The organism is Kineosporia babensis (assembly GCF_021129305.1).
GTDB lineage: Bacteria > Actinomycetota > Actinomycetes > Actinomycetales > Kineosporiaceae > Kineosporia > Kineosporia babensis.
In genome coordinates, this window is record NZ_JAJOMB010000011.1 from 247854 (window position 1) to 267620 (window position 19767).

The 19767-nt window shown below is 70.8% G+C and carries 20 protein-coding genes and 1 pseudogene; 13 read left to right on the plus strand and 8 right to left on the minus strand.

What is annotated here, in order from left to right; genetic code table 11:
* Window positions 1-146 precede the first annotated feature (146 nt).
* Complete coding sequence (locus LR394_RS21320; protein WP_231444651.1) at window positions 147-734, plus strand: phospholipase; 588 nt, start codon at window positions 147-149, stop codon at window positions 732-734.
* Entirely contained in the window at window positions 731-2002 is a 1272-nt protein-coding gene (locus LR394_RS21325; RefSeq protein ID WP_231444653.1) for an alpha/beta-hydrolase family protein, read from the plus strand. The genes LR394_RS21320 and LR394_RS21325 overlap by 4 nt, the downstream gene beginning before the upstream one ends.
* Here LR394_RS21325 and rdgB read toward each other — a convergent pair.
* From rdgB to LR394_RS21340, 3 genes are all read right to left on the minus strand, one after another.
* A complete protein-coding gene (gene rdgB / locus LR394_RS21330; protein WP_231444655.1) occupies window positions 1999-2607 on the minus strand; it encodes an RdgB/HAM1 family non-canonical purine NTP pyrophosphatase in 609 nt (202 codons plus the stop codon). The two genes, LR394_RS21325 and rdgB, sit on opposite strands and share 4 nt — an antisense overlap.
* Window positions 2604-3353, minus strand: coding sequence for a ribonuclease PH (rph, locus tag LR394_RS21335; protein WP_231444657.1), 750 nt, complete (start codon window positions 3351-3353; stop codon window positions 2604-2606). Before rph ends, rdgB begins: the two co-directional genes overlap by 4 nt.
* Before the next feature lie 91 nt (window positions 3354-3444).
* Window positions 3445-4239, minus strand: a complete 795-nt coding sequence (locus LR394_RS21340) for an MBL fold metallo-hydrolase (protein WP_231444659.1) — start codon at window positions 4237-4239, stop codon at window positions 3445-3447.
* Window positions 4240-4363: 124 nt separating this feature from the next.
* On the opposite strand from LR394_RS21340, the gene clpS reads away from it, so the two are divergent.
* The 7 genes from clpS to LR394_RS21375 all read left to right on the plus strand — a co-directional run bounded on the left by clpS (window position 4364) and on the right by LR394_RS21375 (window position 9378).
* A complete protein-coding gene (gene clpS, locus LR394_RS21345; RefSeq protein WP_231444661.1) occupies window positions 4364-4654 on the plus strand; it encodes an ATP-dependent Clp protease adapter ClpS in 291 nt (96 codons plus the stop codon).
* A 3-nt stretch (window positions 4655-4657) separates the two neighbouring features.
* Window positions 4658-5245: a DUF2017 family protein gene (locus tag LR394_RS21350; protein WP_231444663.1), complete on the plus strand. Its 588-nt coding sequence runs from the start codon at window positions 4658-4660 to the stop codon at window positions 5243-5245.
* Between the two features lie 86 nt (window positions 5246-5331).
* On the plus strand, window positions 5332-6642 hold the full coding sequence (locus LR394_RS21355) for a nicotinate phosphoribosyltransferase (RefSeq protein ID WP_231444665.1): 1311 nt from the start codon (window positions 5332-5334) through the stop codon (window positions 6640-6642).
* A complete protein-coding gene (locus LR394_RS21360; RefSeq protein ID WP_231444667.1) occupies window positions 6639-7226 on the plus strand; it encodes an isochorismatase family protein in 588 nt (195 codons plus the stop codon). The genes LR394_RS21355 and LR394_RS21360 overlap by 4 nt, the downstream gene beginning before the upstream one ends.
* 56 nt (window positions 7227-7282) lie before the next feature.
* Window positions 7283-8176 (plus strand): hypothetical protein, encoded by an 894-nt coding sequence (locus LR394_RS21365; RefSeq protein ID WP_231444669.1) that lies wholly within the window; start codon window positions 7283-7285, stop codon window positions 8174-8176.
* Window positions 8177-8236: 60 nt separating this feature from the next.
* A complete protein-coding gene (locus tag LR394_RS21370) occupies window positions 8237-8944 on the plus strand; it encodes an alpha/beta fold hydrolase (RefSeq protein WP_231444671.1) in 708 nt (235 codons plus the stop codon).
* 194 nt (window positions 8945-9138) lie between these two features.
* On the plus strand, window positions 9139-9378 hold the full coding sequence (locus tag LR394_RS21375) for a three-helix bundle dimerization domain-containing protein (protein WP_231444673.1): 240 nt from the start codon (window positions 9139-9141) through the stop codon (window positions 9376-9378).
* A gap of 2 nt (window positions 9379-9380) precedes the next feature.
* Here LR394_RS21375 and LR394_RS21380 read toward each other — a convergent pair whose 3' ends face one another.
* Window positions 9381-9959, minus strand: a complete 579-nt coding sequence (locus LR394_RS21380; protein ID WP_231444676.1) for a helix-turn-helix domain-containing protein — start codon at window positions 9957-9959, stop codon at window positions 9381-9383.
* A gap of 99 nt (window positions 9960-10058) precedes the next feature.
* On the opposite strand from LR394_RS21380, the gene LR394_RS21385 reads away from it, so the two are divergent.
* The 3 genes from LR394_RS21385 (at window position 10059) to LR394_RS21395 (ending at window position 12405) form a co-directional block, all read left to right on the plus strand.
* Entirely contained in the window at window positions 10059-10856 is a 798-nt protein-coding gene (locus LR394_RS21385) for a class I SAM-dependent methyltransferase (protein WP_231444677.1), read from the plus strand.
* Window positions 10857-10947: 91 nt separating this feature from the next.
* Complete coding sequence (locus tag LR394_RS21390) at window positions 10948-11274, plus strand: hypothetical protein (protein ID WP_231444679.1); 327 nt, start codon at window positions 10948-10950, stop codon at window positions 11272-11274.
* Window positions 11275-11631: 357 nt separating this feature from the next.
* Window positions 11632-12405, plus strand: coding sequence for a GNAT family N-acetyltransferase (locus tag LR394_RS21395; protein WP_231444682.1), 774 nt, complete (start codon window positions 11632-11634; stop codon window positions 12403-12405).
* 681 nt (window positions 12406-13086) lie between these two features.
* Here the strand turns inward: LR394_RS21395 and dinB are convergent.
* Window positions 13087-14082, minus strand: a pseudogene (gene dinB, locus LR394_RS43680) (DNA polymerase IV); the annotation flags it as partial.
* Between the two features lie 76 nt (window positions 14083-14158).
* On the opposite strand from dinB, the gene LR394_RS21405 reads away from it, so the two are divergent.
* Window positions 14159-15604 carry an aminotransferase class I/II-fold pyridoxal phosphate-dependent enzyme gene (locus LR394_RS21405; RefSeq protein WP_231444686.1) on the plus strand — a complete coding sequence of 482 codons (1446 nt, stop codon included), beginning with the start codon at window positions 14159-14161 and terminating at the stop codon, window positions 15602-15604.
* Window positions 15605-15608: 4 nt separating this feature from the next.
* On the opposite strand, the gene LR394_RS21410 is transcribed toward LR394_RS21405, so the two are convergent.
* The 3 genes from LR394_RS21410 to LR394_RS21420 form a co-directional block, all read right to left on the minus strand.
* On the minus strand, window positions 15609-17441 hold the full coding sequence (locus LR394_RS21410) for a DEAD/DEAH box helicase (protein WP_231444688.1): 1833 nt from the start codon (window positions 17439-17441) through the stop codon (window positions 15609-15611).
* A 216-nt stretch (window positions 17442-17657) separates the two neighbouring features.
* Complete coding sequence (locus LR394_RS21415) at window positions 17658-18206, minus strand: Uma2 family endonuclease (protein ID WP_231444690.1); 549 nt, start codon at window positions 18204-18206, stop codon at window positions 17658-17660.
* A gap of 123 nt (window positions 18207-18329) precedes the next feature.
* The coding region (locus LR394_RS21420) for an MFS transporter (protein ID WP_231444692.1) at window positions 18330-19767 on the minus strand (1438 nt) is incomplete at its 5' end.

A 19767-nucleotide genomic window follows, 5' to 3' on the forward strand; every position in this document is an offset into this window, starting at 1 on the left:
GTACCGGTACCGATCTCGCTCCCGAGCATGACGATCTTGTCCCCGTTCGATTCCTACCTTGACCGCCTGCCGCGCCGCCGGAAAGTCCGTCGGCCCGGTCTGGGGGTACGGTGACCACGCGAGTTCTAGCGGTTTTCTCAGCTGTGATGGCGGTTTTCGCGCTCAGCGGCTGGGGCACGACAGTTCAGCCGTCGGGCCCGGAGAACCGGCCGGCGGCGGCCGGGGTGCGCGCCCTGAGCAGCGGGGAAGAGCTTCCTGCCGACCTGACCGGCGCCCTCGGCTACGAACCGGCGCTGATCCGGCTGACTTCCGGCACCATCGCGCCGGTGGCGCCCGAGGGCGGCTGCTCCTCGCCGTTCGGCGGTAGCCCGTACCACTTCACCGACGCCTGCCGGCAGCACGATCTGGGCTATGACCTGCTGCGATACGCCGATTCCGAGGGGCAGCCGCTGGGGCCGTGGGCCCGCCGGGCGATCGATGCCCGGTTCGCCTCCGAACTCTTCGGCCAGTGCAGCGACCCGGGCTGCTGGGCGATGGCCTCGCTCTACGTCGGCGCGGTCGAATTCAATTCCTGGCGGCAGGGTTACGGGGTTCCCGGGCTCGAGTCCCTGGTCCAGCTACTGGGCCCGGTACTGGCCGGAGTGCTGGTCGGCAGCGCCGTCTGGCTGCTGCTGAGCCGCCCTTGGAACAGCGCACGTGGGGCTCGACTCCTCGCCCTGGCTGGCGCACGATGAAGAGCACAATGATGGACGATTGTGGCGGGCCGGGCAGGAACGGCTGGGTTCGGGTGGACGGTCACCTGGGCCGACGGGGATGGCAGGCGGTCGGGGCGGCCGCGATGCTGGCCCTGGTGCTGCCGCCCCAACTGCTGCCGCATCCGCTGCACGTAGACATCCTGATCGGGGCTGCGGCCGCGCTCCTGGGTTACTTCATGGCCTCGGCCCTGCTGCGCGGTGTATCGGCGATGCACCTGCAACGGGTTCCGGGCCGCCGGGTCGCCCCGCTCCTGGCACTGGGCCTGCTGGCGGTGGCCGGCCTGCGCACCCGCGCCCGGGTACAGGGGCTGCGGCATGAAATGGGCATGCCGGGAAATGCTTTTGACGCTACCGAGCATGCTGCACGGGCGGTCACCGGCGCAGTGCTGGCGGCTTCGGCGGTCCTGCTGGCAATAGCGCTGCTACGACGGCTTTCCTGGCGGCATCTGGCTCTGGTGGCGGTGCTGCCGGTGGTGGCTGCTGCGCTGATCTCGGCCCGTTCCGGACCGGCCGACCCGAATCTGAAGGGGACCGAATTCCTGGACGGGGCGCGGGATGCCGCAGCAGTGTCGGAGGCGACCGGACGCTCGGCCGTAACACCGCACCGCATCTACATCCCAGTGGGTACCGCACCGAGCCACACCGGTCGGGCTCAGGCCGCGGTCGCCGCCACCGAGTTGGCCGGCGGGCTGAATTCGGCTGCGGTACTGCTGATCATCCCCACCGGATCCGGCTGGGTGAACACCCGCACCGCCCGCATCGTGGAAGACCTGTACGACGGTGATCTGACCACGGTGGCCGTGCAGTACGGAACCACTCCCAGCTGGCAGTCCTACCTGCGCGGCGGGGCCGGGGTGCACGAGAGCGCGGCCGAGCTGGTCCGGGCCATGCGGGCGCGGATCAATCAGCTTCCGCCGGCCCAGCGGCCGCAACTACTGGTCTACGGCGAGAGTCTCGGCGCCTGGGGACTGCTGCCGACGCTGGAGAGCAACGGTTCGGCGGTGGATGCCGCGCTGCTGACCGGGGTCCCGGGAGACCCTCGGATCAGCAGCGCGAACACCACCGTGCTGAACCATCCGGACGATCCGGTGCCGGGCTGGAAACCCTGGCTGGCACCGGCCGCGTTCCTGCGGGCCTCGGCCGACGCGATCGCCTCGGAGGCGGTGCCGATCGGTCACGGCCACCGCTACGGCGCCGAGACCACCGGAGCCTGGTGCGACCTGCTGGACCGGCCCGCGTGTGCCTAGGGCCTGTCCTGGAAGAAAGTAGCCAGTTCGGCCGCCAGCAGCCGGAAAGCCTTGCCGCGGTGACTGATCGCGTTCTTCTCGGCAGCGGACAGCTCGGCGGCCGAGCGGGTCTCACCTTCCGGCCGCAGGATCGGGTCGTAGCCGAACCCGTTCGTGCCCCGCGGTTCTCGCAGCAGGGTGCCGGGCATCTTTCCGTACCAGACCTTTTCCGTGCCGTCCGGCAGGGCCAGGGCCGCCGCACAGACGAACTGGGCCTGCCGGTGCTCGTCCGGCACATCGCCGACCTGGGCCAGCAGCAGGTCCAGGTTGGCGCGGTCGTCCCCGTGCCGGCCGGCCCAGCGCGCGCTGAACACGCCGGGCGAGCCGCCGAGCACGTCCACGGCCAGGCCGGAGTCGTCGGCGACGGCCGGCAGCTGCGTGGCCCGGGCCACCGCGTGCGCCTTGAGCAGCGCGTTCTCGGCGAACGTCACGCCGGTCTCGACCACGTCGGCCACGTCCGGGAAAGAGTCCATCCCGAGCAGTTCCACCTCGGAACCGGACGCGCCGAGGATCTGCCGGAGCTCGACCACCTTGCCGGCGTTGTGGGTGGCCAGGACCAGCTTCACGCCAGCCCCAGAGCGCCGCGCTGGATCGCGGTGAGCTCGGCGCAGCCGGCCGCGCCGAGGTCGAGCAGCGCGTTCAGCTCGTCCCGGTCGAACGGGGTGCCCTCGGCCGTGCCCTGCACCTCGACGAAGCGGCCGTCGCCGGTGCAGACGATGTTCATGTCGGTGCCGGCGTTGACGTCCTCGTCGTAGCAGAGGTCGAGCACCGGCTTACCGCCCACGATGCCCACGCTGACCGCGGCCACCGAGTCGCGCAGCGGGGTGGCGTTGGCGGTGCGCAGCAGCTTCTTCGGGCGGGCGAACTCAATCGCGTCGGCCAGCGCCACGTAGGCGCCGGTGATCGCGGCGGTGCGGGTGCCGCCGTCGGCCTGCAGTACGTCGCAGTCCAGCACGATGGTGTTCTCGCCGAGCTCCTTGGTGTTCACCACCGCCCGCAGGCTGCGGCCGATCAGGCGGGAGATCTCGTGGGTGCGGCCGCCGATCTTGCCCTTGACCGATTCCCGGTCGCCGCGGGTGTTGGTGGCACGCGGGAGCATCGCGTACTCCGCCGTCACCCAGCCCTGCCCGCTGCCCTTGCGCCAGCGCGGCACCCCTTCGGTGAACGAGGCGGCGCACAGCACCCGGGTCTTGCCGAACTCCACCAGAACACTGCCCTCGGCGTGGTCCAGCCAGTTCCGGGTGATCGTGATCTCGCGCAGCTGCGCGCTGGTGCGGCCGTCGACGCGGACGTCGGTGGTGGTCGTTGACATGGCCAGGAGCCTACGGGCTACCCGGGCCGACCACCCCCGAAGGGGCGCCTGCCGCCGCGGCGACCACACCGTCCCTAGTTTGAAAGGAACCTCAGCGGACCTCGACACGCTCCAGCGGGTAGACCACCCCGGAACCGGCGGCCTCGACCGGGCCCAGGAAGGCCCGGCGGGCTTCCTCCAGCACCGTCTCGGTATCGGTCCAGACGGGGATGTGAGTGAGCACCAGGCGCCGCGCATCAGCCTCGGTGGCTGCCTCACCGGCCCGCTGACCGGTCAGGTGAACCCCCCGGCCCTCGTCCCGGCCCTCGATGAACGAGGCCTCGCAGAGGAACAGATCGGCGCCCCGGGCCAGCTCGACCAGGTTGGGACAGGTATCGGTGTCACCGGAGTAGGCGACGGTCACGCCGTCGTGCTCGATCCGCAGGCCGAACGCGGGCACCGGATGGTTGACCGTGCGGCTGGTGATGGTGAGCGGGCCGATCCGGAACACCCCGCCGTCGGTGAGCTCGCGGACGTCGTAGACCGAGGGAAGTTCGGCAGCGGCGTCCGGGCCGTAGGCGGCCAGCACCCGCTCGGCGGTGCCGGCCGGGCCGTAGACCGCGAGCGGTGCTTTCGGCTCGGTCGGATCCAGCTTGGGGTCGTACCGGCGGGCCACGTACAGGCCGCACAGGTCGATGAAGTGATCGGGGTGCAGGTGCGAGATCAGCACCGCGTCGAGCTCCCCCGGATCGGCGAAACGCTGCAACGCGCCGAGCGCGCCGCTACCCAGGTCGAGCACGACACGCCAGGTGCGCCCGGCCGCGTCTTCCGCCTCGACGAGGTAGCTGGAGGCAGGCGAGTCCGGCCCGGCGAACGAGCCCGAACACCCGACGATGGTGAGCCTCACCGGGTTCCTCCCGTCATTCTCAGTGCTCCGTCGACACCGGTCATGGGAATCGAGCCTACGGCCGGGCCGCAGCCAATCCCATCCGATCGACGAGTGACGCCCACCTCTTCGTTAGTCTGGGGGTGTGTCGATCGCCCCAGTGGAGCTCGAGAAACCGGACACGGTCGAGCAGCCCCAAGCCGATGTTCCGTGGGTCACGATCGTCTGGAACGATCCCGTCAACACCATGTCCTACGTGACCTACGTGTTCCAGTCGTACTTCGGCTACTCGCGCGGCAAGGCCGAGAAGCTGATGAAGGACGTGCACGAGAAGGGCCGCGCGGTGGTCTCCAACGGCAGCCGCGAGGAGATGGAACGGGACACCGAGGCCATGCACGAGTTCGGCCTGTGGGCCACCTTCCGCAAGGACGACTGACCGATGGCTCATCGCAAGGCTCCGTTCAAGTCCACCCGCGCCGGGGTCCAGGTCAACCTGGACGACCAGGAGCGCGAGATCCTGGTCCACCTGCTCGGGCAGCTGGACCAGCTGCTCGACGACGGCCGCCCCGCCGCCGAGGTCGATCCGCTCGAGGCCCTGGTCGGGATGCGCTCCCCGAGCGCCGACGGCGCCCCGCCGGCCACCCCGGAGGACCCGGCGCTGGCCCGGCTGCTGCCCGACGGCAACCGGGACGATCCGGAGGCCTCGGCCGAGTACCGGCGGCTGACCGAGTACGGCCTGCGCTCGCGCAAGCGGGAGGGCGCCCGCACGGCGGCGGCCGCGCTCACCCGGCCGGCGCCGGTGGTGCTCACCGCACCCGAGGCGTTGTCGCTGCTCAAGGCGTTCACCGACGTGCGGCTGGTGCTCGGCGAGCGGCTGGAGCTGAAGACCGACGAGGACGCCGAGGCGCTGCACCAGCGGCTCTGGGCAGGGGCCGAGCCGGAGTCCTGGCTGGCCACCGCCTCGATCTACGAGGTGCTCACGGCCTGGCAGGAACACCTGGTCACGGCGGTCTCGAAGCAGCGCTGAGATTTCTTTCGTCACCTTGACGACAAGTGGCTCCGGCCGTACTGTCGTGACATCGAAAGCGTCATCTTGACGAAATGAGTCCTCTGATGAGCCCAGCGTTCCGGCCCAGCCTGCTGACCGACCAGTACGAACTCACCATGCTCCAGGCCGCCCTGGCCGGAGGCGCGGCCCAGCGGCGGTGCGTGTTCGAGGTCTTCGCCCGACGTCTGCCGGACGGGCGCCGCTACGGCGTGCTGGCCGGCACCGGCCGCCTGCTCGAGCAACTGCCCGACTTCCGGTTCGGCGACGAGGAACTGGCCGATCTGGAACGCCGGAAGGTGGTCGACGCGCCCACCCTGCGCTGGCTGGCCGACTACCGTTTCCAGGGCGAGATCACCGGCTACGGCGAGGGCGAGTGCTACCTGCCCGGCTCCCCGGTGCTCACCGTGGAGGGCAGCTTCGCCGAGGCGGTGATGCTGGAGACGTTCGTGCTGTCGGTGCTGAACCACGACAGTGCGATCGCGGCCGCGGCCAGCCGGATGACGGCGGCCGCGGACCAGCGTCCCTGCCTGGAGATGGGTGCCCGGCGCACCCACGAGGAAGCCGGGGTGGCCGCCGCCCGGGCTGCCTACATCGCCGGTTTCGCCGCCAGCAGCCTGCTCGCGTCCGGCGCCCGGTACGGCATCCCGACCATCGGCACCGCCGCCCACGCCTTCACCCTGCTGCACGACGACGAACTCGAGGCGTTCGCCGCCCAGGTGGCTTCGCTGGGCGCAGGTACCACGCTGCTGGTCGACACCTACGACGTCACCCGGGGCGTGGAGAACGCGATCAAGGCGGCGGGCACGGGACTGGGTGCGGTGCGGCTGGATTCGGGCGATCTGGTGATGCAGGCGCACGCGGTGCGGGCGCAGCTGGACCGGCTCGGCGCCACCGGCACGAAAATCGTTGTCACCAGCGACCTGGACGAGTTCGCGATCGCCGCGCTGGCCGCGGCCCCGGTCGATTCCTACGGTGTGGGAACGCAACTCGTCACCGGCTCGGGCGCTCCCACCGCGGGGATGGTGTACAAGCTGGTCGCCCGCGAAGGTGCCGACGGCACGATGATTCCGGTGGCCAAGAAGAGCGCCTCCAAAGCCAGTGTCGGCGGCCGTAAGTGGGCCGTGCGGCGGCGCGATGCGGCTGGGGTGGCCGACCAGGAACTGCTCGGCCTGGGCGGGCCGGTGCCGTCCGGCGCCGAATACCGTCCCCTGCAGCGCCCGCTGGTTACCCGAGGCGAGATCGTAGACACGTCGAGCCTGGAAGACGCCCGGGCCCGGCACCAGGCATCCCGCGCGGAGCTGCCGGTGACGGCGCGGCAGCTCTCCCGCGGAGAGGCCGCTGTTCCGACCGTGGTGTACCAGGAGGAGGCGCGATGAGCAGGGCCCTGATCGTGGTGGATGTGCAGAACGACTTCTGCGAGGGCGGTTCGCTGGCCGTTGCCGGAGGCGCGGCGGTGGCCGAGGCGGTGACGGCCTACCTGCGATCGGACGCGGGCCAGGCCTACACCGCGGTGGCGGGCACCCGTGACTGGCACATCGACCCGGGAACGCACTTCAGTACCGCTCCGGATTTCGTGGACACCTGGCCCCGGCACTGCGAGGTCGGTACCGCCGGCGCGGATTCGCACCCGGCGCTGGACACCACGCTGATCGAGGCCTGGTTCCACAAGGGCGAGTACGAGGCGGCCTACTCCGGTTTCGAGGGGCAGTCCACCACCGACCAGGGGACGCTGGCCGCCTGGTTGCGCTCTCGCGGCGTCACTGCGGTGGATGTGGTGGGGATCGCCACCGACCACTGTGTCCGGGCCACCGCCCTGGACGCCGTGCAGGCCGGGTTCGACACCCGGGTGCTACTGGAGCTGACCGCCGGGGTGGCCGCCGAGACCACCCGCTCGGCGCTGGAGCAGCTGTCCGCGGCCGGGGCCGAGCTGGTCGGTTCGCCGGCCGCGCCCGCGCTGTAGCCGCCGGTCCCCTAACGTGAGCTGACAATCGTCCATTGTTGGAAAGGTTCGTAGCCATGCAGAGCAACATCTCCGGACTCCCTGGTCTGCCGGGCAGTGACCACCCGGGCACCGGGCCGGTGGTGGAGCCGTTGCTCGACGGTCTGCTCGCCGACGTGGTGGGTGAGGACGCGGCCCGCTCGCTCGGCGCGCACCGCGACCACCGCCGGGCCTGGTACGGCGACCTCGTCGGGCCGCTGTGGGTGCCGGTGCCGGCCACCGAGCAGGTGATCTACGCGCTGCACACCTCGGACGCGGGGTTGCCGGTGGTGCTGGTGGCCGACGCTTCCGGGGGCGACGACGCGGCCATGCTGGAAGACCTGCGGCGGGCCCGGTTCCAGCTGCTCGACAACCACCGGGTCGAGCTGACCGCGGTGGAGTTGCCGTTCGCCGGAGCGGGAGCCGGCTCGGTGGCCGACCGGGCCCGGGTGATGCTGGAGTCGCTCGACTTCACGGTGCCGGCCTGGTTCAGCGTGCCGGCCGAACCGGGCTGGGAACCGGCGTTCGACGTGCTGGCCGAGGACGGCACCGAGAGCGTCTCGCTGCATCTGCCGGCCGATGTGACCACGGGTGCACCGGGAGCGGCCACGGCGATGCGGGCGCTGATCGACCGGGACCTGCCGTACTCGATCACCGCCGGGGTCAGTGGCCTGGTCACCGATGAGTCCGGGTTCGGTCTGCTGAACGTGCTGGGGGCCACCCGGGCCGCGCTGAACGGCGCCGAAGCGGCCGAGATGGCGGTGGTTCTGGCCGAGACCGACGGGGAGCCGCTGGCGGCCGCAGTGCGCCGGATGAGCGAGGCCGACGCGGCCACCGCCCGGGCCTTCCTGCCGGTCGTGGTGCCGCCGTCGATCCGCGAGATGATCACCGCGCTCGAGGCCGAAGGGCTGATCGAGCCGGACGCCGCCTGATTGAGCCCTTAGGGGTGCTCGACCGGCGGGGGTAGCCGGCCGTGGCTAGCGTTGAATGCCATGAGCAGCCAGGACCTGGTGGTGCACGACCGTCCCGGCCAGGGGCCGACTGTGCTTGCCCTGCACGGGATGAGCAGCACCGCCGAGGTCTGGGCCGACCTGGAGAAACGGCTGGCCGGACAGCACCTGGTGGCGCCGAACCTGCCCGGGCGCGGGCCCTCCCGCGATGTGCCCGCCCGCCCGGGCCTGCAGGGCCTGTCCGACGTGGTGCTGCAGCTGGCCGCCGGTTCGCTCTGGGCGCCGGCCGGGGAACTGGTGGTCCTCGGGCACTCGATGGGCGCCTTCCTGGCCCCGATCGTGGCGCGCCGACTGGTCGATGCGGGATTCCGGGTGCGGGGCGTGCTGCTGCTGGACGGCGGGCCCACCCCGGCGCCTTCGTTCGCGACGAACCCGTTGGTGGTGCGCTCGCTGTTCACTCTGGTGGCGCTGCGGATGCGCTCGCAGTTGTCGCTGCGGGCGCCCTATGACGCGGTGGACTGCCTGACCAGGCCGACCCGGCTCGGGCTGCTGGCCGGGCTGGAGATGCCGGTGCACCTGATCGTCGCCTCGCACGGAGCCGGGCCGGACAAGCCGGCGTTCCTCTCCGACGCCGCGATCGCGGCCGGGCAGACCGTTCTGCCCCGGATGAGCTGGGAACGGATCGACGCCACGCACGAGAGCATGCTGGGCCATCCGGCCCTGGCCGAGGCCGTGACGATGCTCAGCTGACGCCTTTCGGACCGCTCGAACGCTTTACCGAGGCAATCGATTACGGCAGTCTGTGCCGATTTCCGGGCCCGACCCTGTGAGATAGCTCGAACCTGGCCGACACCTTGGCGTGTCCGTCAGTTGCCGTGTTAGAACTGGGTTAATGCTCGGCAACGTAGCCGTGTCGTCGCGACATCGAGAAAGTGATCGAGCTCATGCCAGAGCCGGAGGTCCAGGCCATTGTGGCCGAGCTGTCGGTGAAGTATCCGCTCTTCGCCGCGGCAACCATCCAGCGGTGGGTTCAGCGCGAGACCGCGCGCTACGCCGATGCCCCGGTGACCACGTTCGTGCCGATCCTGGTGCGCCGGGCGGTCGAGCGCACGCTGCGCGACCTCGACACGATCGAGGCGGTCGACCTGAACAACCCCAACCCGAACCTGCAACTGGCCCGCTGAGCTCACTCCTCGCCGACGTCCAGGTGGGTGCGCCGGCCGTCGTGGTCCAGGACGGCCAGGATCTCGGCCGGCCCGTCCAGGGCCCCGAACGCGTGCGGCACCATCGTCGAGAACGCGGCGGCGTTGCCCGCCTCGACGATCACTTCCCGCTCCCCCAGCAGTAGTTCGATCGTGCCGGAGAGCACGGTGAACCAGTCCCGGCCCGGGTGCACCTTCTGCGCATCCGCCCCGCGCGGCGCCCGCTGGGTGATCCGGATCCGGGCCACGGTGAACCCGTTCGGCCCGTCCGCCCGGTTCAGCATCCAGTAGGTACGGCCGCGGGCCTCGTCGTGCTGCGGGCGGATCACCACGTCCTCGTCGCCGCTGGACTCGACCAGCTCGTCCAGGGTGGCGCCCAGGGCCTGGGCGATCGCGGTGAGCTGGTCCAGGCCGATGCGCCGGTGCCCGGTCTCGATCCGGCTCAGGGTGGAGGGACTCAGGAAGCAGCGCGCCGCCAGATCGTCCAGCGACCAGCCCTTGGCCAGCCGCAGGCCCCGGATCCGGGCGCGAACCAGGCGGTCGACGGAATCTTCTTGCTTCATACGCAAGATGCTATGCCGGTGGCGCAAGCTGCTTCTAGAGTCTCCGGCATGGGAGAACATCAGCACGGACCCTCTTCGAATACGGACCATTTCGTCGAAATGCTCGATCTCGACGCGGTGGTGCTGGCCGGCGTCTTCGCCTCGGTCACCGAGTGGATCTCCGGGCATCTCGGCGATCACCCGGCCAAGCAGATTCTGGACCTGGGTTCCGGAACCGGCACCGGAACCTTCGCCCTGCTCAGCCGTTTCGGCGATGCCCAGGTGACCGCCCTGGACGCATCAGCCGAGATGCTGGAGCACCTGAGCGCCCGGGCCCAGCACCGGGGACTGGCACAGCGGGTGCAGACCCTCGAGGCGGATCTGGACACCGGGCACCTTCCCGCCGGGCCGTTCGATCTGGCCTGGGCCTCGGCCTCGATGCACCACATGGCCGAACCGGCACGGGTTCTCGCCGATCTTCGATCCGCCCTGGATCCGGCCGGCCTGTTCGCGATGATCGAGTTCGAGACGTTCCCGCGCTTCCTTCCGGACGACATCGGGCTGGGCACGCCAGGGCTGGAGGCCCGCCTGAACGCAGTGGCCGACCGCAAGCGCGAGGAGCACCATCCCACGGTCAATTCGGACTGGAGCGCACGGCTGGCCTCGAACGGGTTCGTGGTGCGGGAGGAGCGCACCTTCGAGATCAACCTGGCTGCGCCGCTTTCGGACGATGCGGTGCGGTATGCGCGGGTGACGCTCTCCCGGCTCCGGGACGGGATGAGCGAGGAACTGTCGGCCGAGGATCGTCAGACTCTGGATGCGCTGCTGAGCGTGGACGGCCCGGATCGCCTCGAGCTGCGTAGTGATCTGGGGGTGCGCAGCTCTCGGCGGGCCTGGATCGCTTCTCCGGTTTCCTAGCTTGTGGGTGATGTCGGCGGCGATGCGGTCAAGAGCGTGCGGGTCTGTGCCGACGACGGGGAATCACTCCTGAGTCCGGAGGTCCGGCGGTATGGCTCTGTCCAGTTCCTCCACGCCGCTGGTCCCGGTGACCGGTGTGGTCGGCGTCTTCCTGAACAAGCAGACGGGAGAGCCCGTCCAGGTGCCGATCGTGGCGTTCTCGCCGGAAACCGGGCAAACCTACTACGTGGACCGCAACGGCAAGGTCGTGGACTACCGGCTCAGCCGTGAAGACGATGTGTGGAGTGTCGGGGTGTTCGCCGCCGGTGATGCTCAGGGGATCCACGACGCCGTGACAGCTGAGCTCGAGTCGACCGGCCTCTCCCGGCACCCGCTCCCGCACGTGCCCACGGCGGCGTCAGCGGCGGCCCTGCGGTAGGGGCGACCTGGCCCAGCAGCCCGCCCATCAATCTGCTTCTCAGTTGCCTTCTGCCCGCCAGCACTCGGATACCTGCCCCCTTCGTCAACGGAAGTCTGCTTCGCCGAATCTCCGACTTCCACCCCTTTTCCGCGGTCCTGGTCCTATCCCCGCAGACCGCCGGCACGGGGCGCAGGGCGCCAGTGCGGGGCCGGAGGGCGCCCATGCGGGGCGGGAGGACACCCGTGCAGGGCGGGAGGACACCCGTGCAGGGCGGGAGGACACCCGTGCAGGGCGGGAGGACACCCGTGCAGGGCGGTAGGGCGCCGGGGAAAACCCGTTGCGCCGGAACCGGACCGGAGCGGATGGTGTGCAGCGATGAACACTGCCGCGGTTCTGGCCGCTTTCGATGAGCAACTGCGTCGCACCGGCGAGGGCGCCGGCGTGGAGAACCCGGAGCCCGGGCGCGAGCCTCGGGTGCTGAGCACCGTGCAGCCCGAGTGGGCGGCCGTGACCTGGTCGAGCCTGACCGAACAGGATGCCGACGAGGTGATTGCCGCGCAGGTGGAGCGGATGGCCGGGCTGAAGCTGGACTGGGAGTGGAAGTACTACTCCTATGACACCCCGGCCGACCTGCCGGATCGGCTGCGGGCGGCCGGGTTCGCCGACGAGGAGCCCGAGACCCTGATGGTGGCCGCGCTCGACGAGCTGGAGCTGAGCGGTCCGCCGGAGGGGGTGCGGATCGAGCAGGTCACCGATGCCGCCGGGATCGACCGGATGGTGTACGTGCACGATCTGGCCTTCGCCGACGGGAGCCACCGGGTCTGGGGCGATGCCCTGCTGCGTCAGCTGGAGTCCGCCCCGGAGGAGGTTTCGGCGTTTGTCGCGATGGCCGGCGACGAACCGATCTCCGCGGGGCGGATAAACTTTCACGCCGGAACCGACTTCGCCAGCATCTGGGGTGGCGGCACGGTGCCGCAGTGGCGGCGCCGCGGCATCTTTCGCGCCGTGGTCAGCCACCGGGCCCGCCAGGCCATCGACCGGGGCTTCCGGTACCTGCAGGTGGACGCAGCCCCGACCAGCCGTCCGATCCTGGCCCGGATGGGCTTTCACGAGATCGCGACCACGGTGCCGTTCATCCACCACGCGTAACCATCCCCGCTACCCGTCCTTCTCCGCGAGCTCGCGGAACTCGTCCGGCACGCCCGGCTGCGACATGGCCGGCAGATAGCCGACGGCGTTGCGGCCGTACTTGGCGCGGACCGCGTCCATCGAGGTGTCGACCGCCAGCCGCGCGGCGCCGGGTTGGGTGCCCTCGCGGCGTGGATCCTCGGGGGTCACGGCCAGCTCTTGCTGCACGACGTGCCGGACCACGAGGTTGGACACCGAGATGGCCAGCAGGCTGATCTGGACCAGCGGGAAATCCTGTGGCTCAGCGGTCCGCACGGGATCAGGGACAGGCTCAGCCGCCCCGGCCCGGACCGCCCGGCTCGAGCGCTCAGGAGACGTCTCGGTCACCAGGGCAGCGGCCGGCACCTCCCAGCTCGAGCTCCGGCTCGAGCTCGAGTTCTGGCTCCGGCTCGAGTTCTGGCTCCGGCTCGGGCTCTGACTCCGGCTCGAGTCCTGACTCGGGTCCGAGTTCTGGCTCAGCGTCCCGCGCGGGCTCGAGTTCTGGCTCCGGCTCGAGTGCTGACTCGTGTCCGAGTTCCGGCTCGGGTCCGAGTTCCGGCTCGAGTTCTGGCTGGGGCTCGCCGTTCCACCCCAGTTTCGGGTTTTTCCTGGGCGAGCCGGGTCCGTCACCCCCAGCTCACCGAGTTCGGCCTGATCGAGCCGGTTCGCCTCGTCGCGGATGGCCTGCCAGGCCAGCTGCTCGGCGATCTCGGTGAGGGTCAGGGTGGCCGCCACCGGCTCGTTCAGCGTGAGCGAACGGGTGACCGACCGCAGGCCCGGGTACCGCACCCGCACCGTGACCGTGCGCCCGGCGCGATGTTTGGCCCGTAGCCGCACGGCCACCCGATCGGCCAGATGGTTCAGCACCGCCCGCACCCCCTCGGGCGTGGTGCTTTGGCGGCCCATCGCCGACTGGGCGCCGACCGAGCGGGCCCGGGCTGCGCCGCTGACCCGCCGTGCGTCCTCGTTGTGGGCCAGGGCGCTCAGCTTCTTGCCGGCCGCCTCGCCGAGCAGCCGCTGGACCGAGCCCGGTGAGGCCGCGGCCAGCTGGCCGATGGTGTGAATGCCCTCGGCCTTCAGCTTGCCCTGGGCCACCGGCCCGATCCCCCACATCAGCGCGACCGGCAGCGGATCGAGGAACTCCTGCTCCCGCTCGGGCGCCACCACGACCAGCCCGTCCGGCTTGGCCACCTGCGAGGCGATCTTGGCCAGGTGCTTGGTGCGGGCCACCCCGATCGAGATCGGCAGCCCGACCTCCCGCCGCACCTGCCGGCGCAACCGGTCGGCGATGACGTCGGGTGAGCCGAACAGGTGCACCGAACCGGAGACGTCGGCGAACGCCTCGTCGATCGAGATCCGCTCGATCGCCGGGGTGACATCGTGCAGGATCGCGATCACCGCATCGGCGAGCTGCTGGTAGCGGTCGAAATGCCCGCGCACGAAGGTGATCTGCGGGCAGAGCTCCCGGGCCCGGCGGCCCGGCATTCCCCCGGACACCCCGAAGCGCTTGGCCTCGTACGAGGCCGCCAGGACGACACCACCGGCTGCGCTACCGCCGACCGCGATCGGGCGCCCGCGCAGCGAGGGGTCGAGCAACTGCTCGACCGACGCGTAGAACGCGTCCAGATCAGCGTGCAGGATCGCTGCCCCCTCGTACATGGCAGCAGTCTATTCGAACACATGTTCGAACACCAGGGACTCGGCAGGCCCTGTGGAAAAGGCGTCACAATCAAGCGTGACCAGCACCAACGACCCCCTCGGGCTAGCTCCGGACGCACCGTTGTTCGCAGCCTGGCTCAGCACCGCCGCAGAACTCGCCGCCGGGCGTTCTCAGTTCTTCAGCATCCCCGGGCACAAGCAGCGCACCCAGCTCACCGGACCCATCGTCCAGGGCGATCTACCGCTCTACGCCGGCCTGGATTCGCCTCAGCTCAGCGGCGGGATGCTGGCCGACGCGCAGGACCGGGCGGCAGCGTTGTGGGGCGTGGACTGGTGCCGGTTCTCGGTCGGCGGCTCCACCCACGCCAACCAGGCCGTGGCTCTGGCTCTCGGCGCCCCCGGAGACACCGTGATCGTCTCCCGCACCCTGCACCGCTCCATGCTGACCGGGCTGATTCTGGCCGGGCTGCAGCCGATCTGGGTCTACCCGGAGCTCGATGACCACCACGGACTCCCCCTCGGCGTCGCACCGGAGAAGGTGGCCAAGGCTCTGGACGAGCATCCCGAGGCGAAAGCGGTTCTGGTCGGCGATCCTTCGTACATCGGCACTACTGGGGACTTAGCGGGGCTGGCCGCCGCGGCCCACTCCCGGAATGTGCCACTCATTGTAGACGGGGCCTGGGCGGCCCATTTCGGGTTCCATCCGGCCTACCCGCAGCACGCCCTCGCGCTCGGCGCCGACGCTCTGGTGATCAGCGCCCACAAGACGCTCCCGGCGATGGGCCAGGCCGCCCTGCTGCTGGCCCTCACCACCGAAGGCCGACTGAATTCGTCCCGGCTGGAAAGAGGTTTCGAGGCGGGGCACACCACCAGCCCCTCCGGCGCAGTACTGGCCAGCATCGACGCCGCCCGTGCCCTGCTGGCCAAGCACGGCGAACGACTTCTGGGCGATCTGCTGGACCTGCGGACCCGCGCGGTGGAAAAGCTTGCGCGAGTAGCAGGCCTGGAGATGCTGACCGGCGAGCACGTGGATCCGGCCAAGCTGGTGATCCGCCTGCCCGGCACCGGTGCCCTCGGCGGGAAGGTGGACCAGCGGCTGCGCAGTGAAGGCTTCCTGTTGGAGATGGCCGACCGGGACACCCTGGTGCCGATGCTCACGCTCGCCGACGACCAGGCCGGCGTGGACGCCTTGGTCGAGGCCGTGGCCAAGGCTGTGGAAGCGGAACGCGGCCCGGCCCGACCGGTTTCGACGGCACCCTCCTGGAGGACCGTGCCGGTGACCGCCCTGGCCCCGCGCGAGGCGTTCTTCGCCCCGCACGAGACCGTGCCGGCCCGGCAGGCCGTCGGGCGGATCAGCGCGGAGCTGATCGCGCCCTACCCGCCCGGCGTGCCGGTACTGGCGCCGGGCGAGGTGATCACCGAGGAGATCGTGACCGGCCTGCGCCGGATCCGGGCCGACGGAGGCCGGATCGCCTACGCCGAGGACCCGACGCTGGCCACGTTCCAGGTGGTGCGCAGCTAGAGGGCTACTTCTTCTGCCCGACGAACCAGCGGCGCAGCGTGTCGATCCGCTCCTGGAGCTGCTCGACGCTGGCCTTGGCCACCTCCGGCCCACCGCAGGCGTCACGCACATTGGCGTGCACCACGCCGTGCGGCTGGCTGGTGCGCCGGGACCAGGCCCCGACCAGGCTGTGCAACTCCTTGCGCAGCGCGGTGATCTGCCGGTGGCCGGAGATCTCGGGCGGGGGCTCGACCGCGGCCGGCTTGTTCTTGTTCCGGGCCAGTTGATCGGCCTGCCGCTGGCGCAGCAGCGTGGTCACCTGATCGGGCTCGAGCAGGCCGGGGATCCCGAGGAAGTCCTCCTCCTCCTGGCTGCCGACCTCGGCGTGGGTGCCGAACTCCTGCTTGTCGTAGAGCACCCGGTCGAACGTGGCCTGGGACTCCAGCGCCTCGAAGGGCATCTTCTCCAGCTCGCCGGAGGCCTTCTCCTCGCGGTTGGCCTCGGCCAGCAGGTCCTCTTCGGGGTACTCGTCCTCGTCGCCCTCCTTCTTGGGCTTGTCGAGGGCGTGGTCGCGCTCCACCTCCATCTGCGCGGCCAGGTCGAGCAGCACCGGCACGCTGGGCAGGAACACCGAAGCCGTCTCGCCGCGCTTGCGCACCCGGACGAAACGCCCGATGGCCTGGGCGAAGAACAACGGTGTGCTGGTCGAGGTGGCGTAGACGCCGACCGCCAGGCGGGGCACGTCGACCCCTTCGGAGACCATCCGGACCGCGACCATCCAGCGCGAGGTACCGGCCGAGAACTCGTCGATCTTGTCCGAGGCGCCGTCCTCGTCGGAGAGGATGACCGTGGGTGACTCGCCGGTGATCTCCTTCAGGGTGCCCGCGTAGGCCCGGGCCGTCTCCTGGTCGGTGGCGATGATCATCGCCCCGGCGTCGGGGACCCCGCGGCGCACCTCGGTGAGCCGCTTGTCGGCGGCCTGCAGCACCGACGGGATCCAGGCCCCCTGCGGATTGAGCGCGGTGCGCCAGGCCTGGCCGATCATGTCCTTGGTGAGCGGCTCGCCGAGCCGGGCGGCCACCTCGTCCCCGGCGCTGGTGCGCCAGCGCATGGCGCCGGAGTAGGCCAGGAACATCACCGGACGCACGACGCCGTCACGCAGCGCATCGGAGTAGCCGTAGGCGTGGTCGGCGCGGGAGCGGCGGATGCCCTCCGCGTCCTCCTCGTACTCCACGAACGGGATCGGGCTGGTGTCGGACCGGAACGGGGTACCGGTCAGCGCCAGCCGCCGGGTGGCCGGATCGAACGCCTCGCTGACCCCGTCACCCCAGGTGAGCGAGTCACCGGCGTGGTGGATCTCGTCCAGGATGACCAGGGTCTTGCCGGCCTCGGTGCGCGCCCGGTGCAGCAGCGGCTTCATCGAGACCTGGGCGTACGTGACCGCGACCCCGTCGAACGAGGCGCCGTGCGCACCCTGGGCGTTGCTGTAGTTCGGGTCCAGGTGGATGCCCACCCGCTCGGCCGCGTCGGCCCACTGCCGCTTCAGGTGCTCGGTGGGGCAGACCACGGTGACCCGCTGCACGATCCGCCGCTGCAGCAGCTCGGTGGCGATCCGCAGGGCGAAGGTGGTCTTACCGGCGCCCGGGGTGGCCACCGCCAGGAAGTCGCGCGGGTTGGTCGCCAGGTACTTGTCCAGCGCGGCCTGCTGCCAGGCCCGCAGCTTGGACGAGGTGCCCCAGGCGGCCCGGTTGGGGAACGCCGGGGGAAGCTGGGAGGCCGCCGAGGAACTGGCGTGGGCCGGGTTGGCATGCCCCGTGTTCGTGTCGAAGAGCGATGCCGGGTTGGAGCCGGGGGTCACGCCGCCGTCCTTTCGTGGGTTGTGCGGATCTGCCGGTGTGCCGATGTGTTTCGGACTTCCGGTGTGCCGCTGCTGGCCCCGTGATCCCGCGTGGTTCGTCTCGTCATCGGCTCAAGAGGCTACCTGCTGACCGGGCCCCGGGCGCGCCGCAGACACGATGACGCAGGACACGACGAGCCGTGGCCCGGCCTGCGCGGCCGGGCCCGAACCCGTGATTCAGCGCGTGACCAGCGCGGACGGGACGATGGTGATCGCGAACGGAACGCTCAGTTCCAGTTCCTCGTCGCCGGCCGCCTTGCCGGTCTCGTAGTAGACGCCCTCACGCAGTTCCAGGACGAGCACTGAGGGTTCATACGGATCGACGACCCAGTACGACTCCACTCCTGCTTCCTGGTACTTGTCGCGTTTGAGCAGTAGGTCCTTTCGGCGAGTCGTGGGTGAGAGCACCTCGACCGCCAAGACCAGCGGACCGGTGGCCCGGCGGTCGTCGGTGTCCTCGTCCCGGACGACCAGGACGTCCGGCTGCAGCGAGGTGCGCGGGTCCGGCTGCCAGTCGAACGGTGCCACGAAGACCTCGGCCTCGGCCGCCGGGCAGGCTTCGGTCAGGAGCCCGAGCATCCGGACCACGGCTCGCTGGTGCACCTTCACCGGAGCCGGGCTCACGAAAAGAATCCCGTCGAGCAGTTCGTACTGCAGACCGTCGCCTTCGGGAAGATGCTCGAGATCTTCCACCGTCCAGTCACCGCCACGCGGCATCAACTGCATGACTGCCATGGTTCCCCCCAGTTGCCTCGGCTGTCGATCAGCATGACCCAGACCCTGGCACGAATGCGAACGAACGCCGCCGAACCGTCCACAGCTTCTCGCCGCTGTGGAAAAGCCTGTGGATCAGACCGCCGCCGGGCGCGCCCGGAATCCCACCAGCGACACCAGTGCCGCGAACCCCCCAGCGCAGAGCCACATCACGGTGAACAGCCCGGCATCCCCACCCACCGGGTCGTGCCAGGCCGCGAACGCCGCACCGGTGAGCCCGATGCCCAGCGCAGCGCCCAGGGCGTCGGACAGCTGCAGCGCGGAGGAGTTGCGGCCCTCCTGCCCGGGCTCGCTGTAGCGCAACGTCAGCACGCCGGTACTCGACATCGCCAGGCCCATCCCGATCGCGCAGCAGGCCCACAGCGGCAGCACCAGCCAGCCGGAGGCGGGCGGGCGGATCAGCAAGGTCAGGCAGAACAGCGCCGCCGAGATCAGCAGCGCCCCGATCACGAACAGCAGGTGCCGCGGGATCCGCAGGTTGGGCCGGCCCTGGACGTAGGAGCCCAGCGTCCAGCCGGCCACCCCGCCGGTGAGCACCAGCCCGGCCTGCGAGGCGGAGAAGCCGTGCTGGCTGGTCAGCATCAGCGGGATGAACGTCTCGGCGCCGAAGAACATGCCGGTGAACAGTCCGCGCAGGGCGATCACGGTGGGCAGGCCCCGGGCCAGGCGCAGCGTGCCGCGCGGGGCCAGCGGCCGGAATCCGATCACGACCAGCGCCAGGCCCAGCCCGACCCCGGCGGTGGTGAGCAGCGGCCCGAGCTGCTGGGCCTCGCCCAGCCCCCACTGCAGACCCAGCACCCCGGCGGTGACGGCCGCGCCGCACAGCGCCCGCCAGCCCAGCTGGGAGCGGGTCGGCGTCATCGGATCACCCGGCTCCCGGCTGCTTCTCGAGCGCAGCTGAGGTACCAGGGCCAGCGCCGGGGGCACCGCGAGCGGCACCACCAGGAGGAAGACCAGCCGCCAGCTCACCGTCTCGGCCAGCCAGCCGGCCAGCGCCGGGCCGACCACGCCGGGGACCACCCAGGCCGCCGCGAAGAACGAGAACACCCGGGGCTGCAGCTGGGACGGGAAGACGTCGGCGACCACCACGTACAACGAGACGATCAGCAGCCCGGCCCCCAGCCCGGCCATCGCCCGGCCGCCGAGCAGCAGGTGGTAGGTCGGGGCCAGGCCGCACAGCACCTGGCCGCCCCCGAACAGCACCAGGCCGGTGCTCACTGGCCAGCGGGTACCGGCGGTGTCGCACCAGCCCCCGGCCAGGGTGACGCCGAGCAGCTGGGCGGCGATGAACGAGGAGAAGGCGAAGCCGTACTCGCGCACCGCGTCCAGGTCGCGGGTGAGGACCGGCATCGCGGTGGTCACCGCGATCGCCTCGAAGGCGATCAGCGTGATCAGGGTGACGATGCCGGCCAGGCTGGCCCAGTGGTCAGCCAGCGAGGCGGGGGGCCCCCGGGCGGGGGGGCCCCCCCCCCCGCCCGCCCCCGGGAGGGGGTTTCCGGGGTTCTTGTTCTTT

Bases quoted from the DNA above. Each gene is read 5' to 3' on its own strand.
- LR394_RS21415 (WP_231444690.1), bottom strand. From the start codon at position 18,206: ATGCAGTTGATGCCGCGTGGCGGTGACTGGACGGTGGAAGATCTCGAG.
- LR394_RS21350 (WP_231444663.1), top strand. From the start codon at position 4,658: ATGGCTCATCGCAAGGCTCCGTTCAAGTCCACCCGCGCCGGGGTCCAG.
- LR394_RS21390 (WP_231444679.1), top strand. From the start codon at position 10,948: ATGGCTCTGTCCAGTTCCTCCACGCCGCTGGTCCCGGTGACCGGTGTG.
- LR394_RS21370 (WP_231444671.1), top strand. From the start codon at position 8,237: ATGAGCAGCCAGGACCTGGTGGTGCACGACCGTCCCGGCCAGGGGCCG.
- LR394_RS21385 (WP_231444677.1), top strand. From the start codon at position 10,059: ATGCTCGATCTCGACGCGGTGGTGCTGGCCGGCGTCTTCGCCTCGGTC.
- LR394_RS21355 (WP_231444665.1), top strand. From the start codon at position 5,332: ATGAGCCCAGCGTTCCGGCCCAGCCTGCTGACCGACCAGTACGAACTC.
- LR394_RS21395 (WP_231444682.1), top strand. From the start codon at position 11,632: ATGAACACTGCCGCGGTTCTGGCCGCTTTCGATGAGCAACTGCGTCGC.
- LR394_RS21380 (WP_231444676.1), bottom strand. From the start codon at position 9,959: ATGAAGCAAGAAGATTCCGTCGACCGCCTGGTTCGCGCCCGGATCCGG.
- LR394_RS21360 (WP_231444667.1), top strand. From the start codon at position 6,639: ATGAGCAGGGCCCTGATCGTGGTGGATGTGCAGAACGACTTCTGCGAG.
- LR394_RS21365 (WP_231444669.1), top strand. From the start codon at position 7,283: ATGCAGAGCAACATCTCCGGACTCCCTGGTCTGCCGGGCAGTGACCAC.
- LR394_RS21375 (WP_231444673.1), top strand. From the start codon at position 9,139: ATGCCAGAGCCGGAGGTCCAGGCCATTGTGGCCGAGCTGTCGGTGAAG.
- LR394_RS21325 (WP_231444653.1), top strand. From the start codon at position 731: ATGAAGAGCACAATGATGGACGATTGTGGCGGGCCGGGCAGGAACGGC.
- rph (WP_231444657.1), bottom strand. From the start codon at position 3,353: ATGTCAACGACCACCACCGACGTCCGCGTCGACGGCCGCACCAGCGCG.
- LR394_RS21320 (WP_231444651.1), top strand. From the start codon at position 147: ATGGCGGTTTTCGCGCTCAGCGGCTGGGGCACGACAGTTCAGCCGTCG.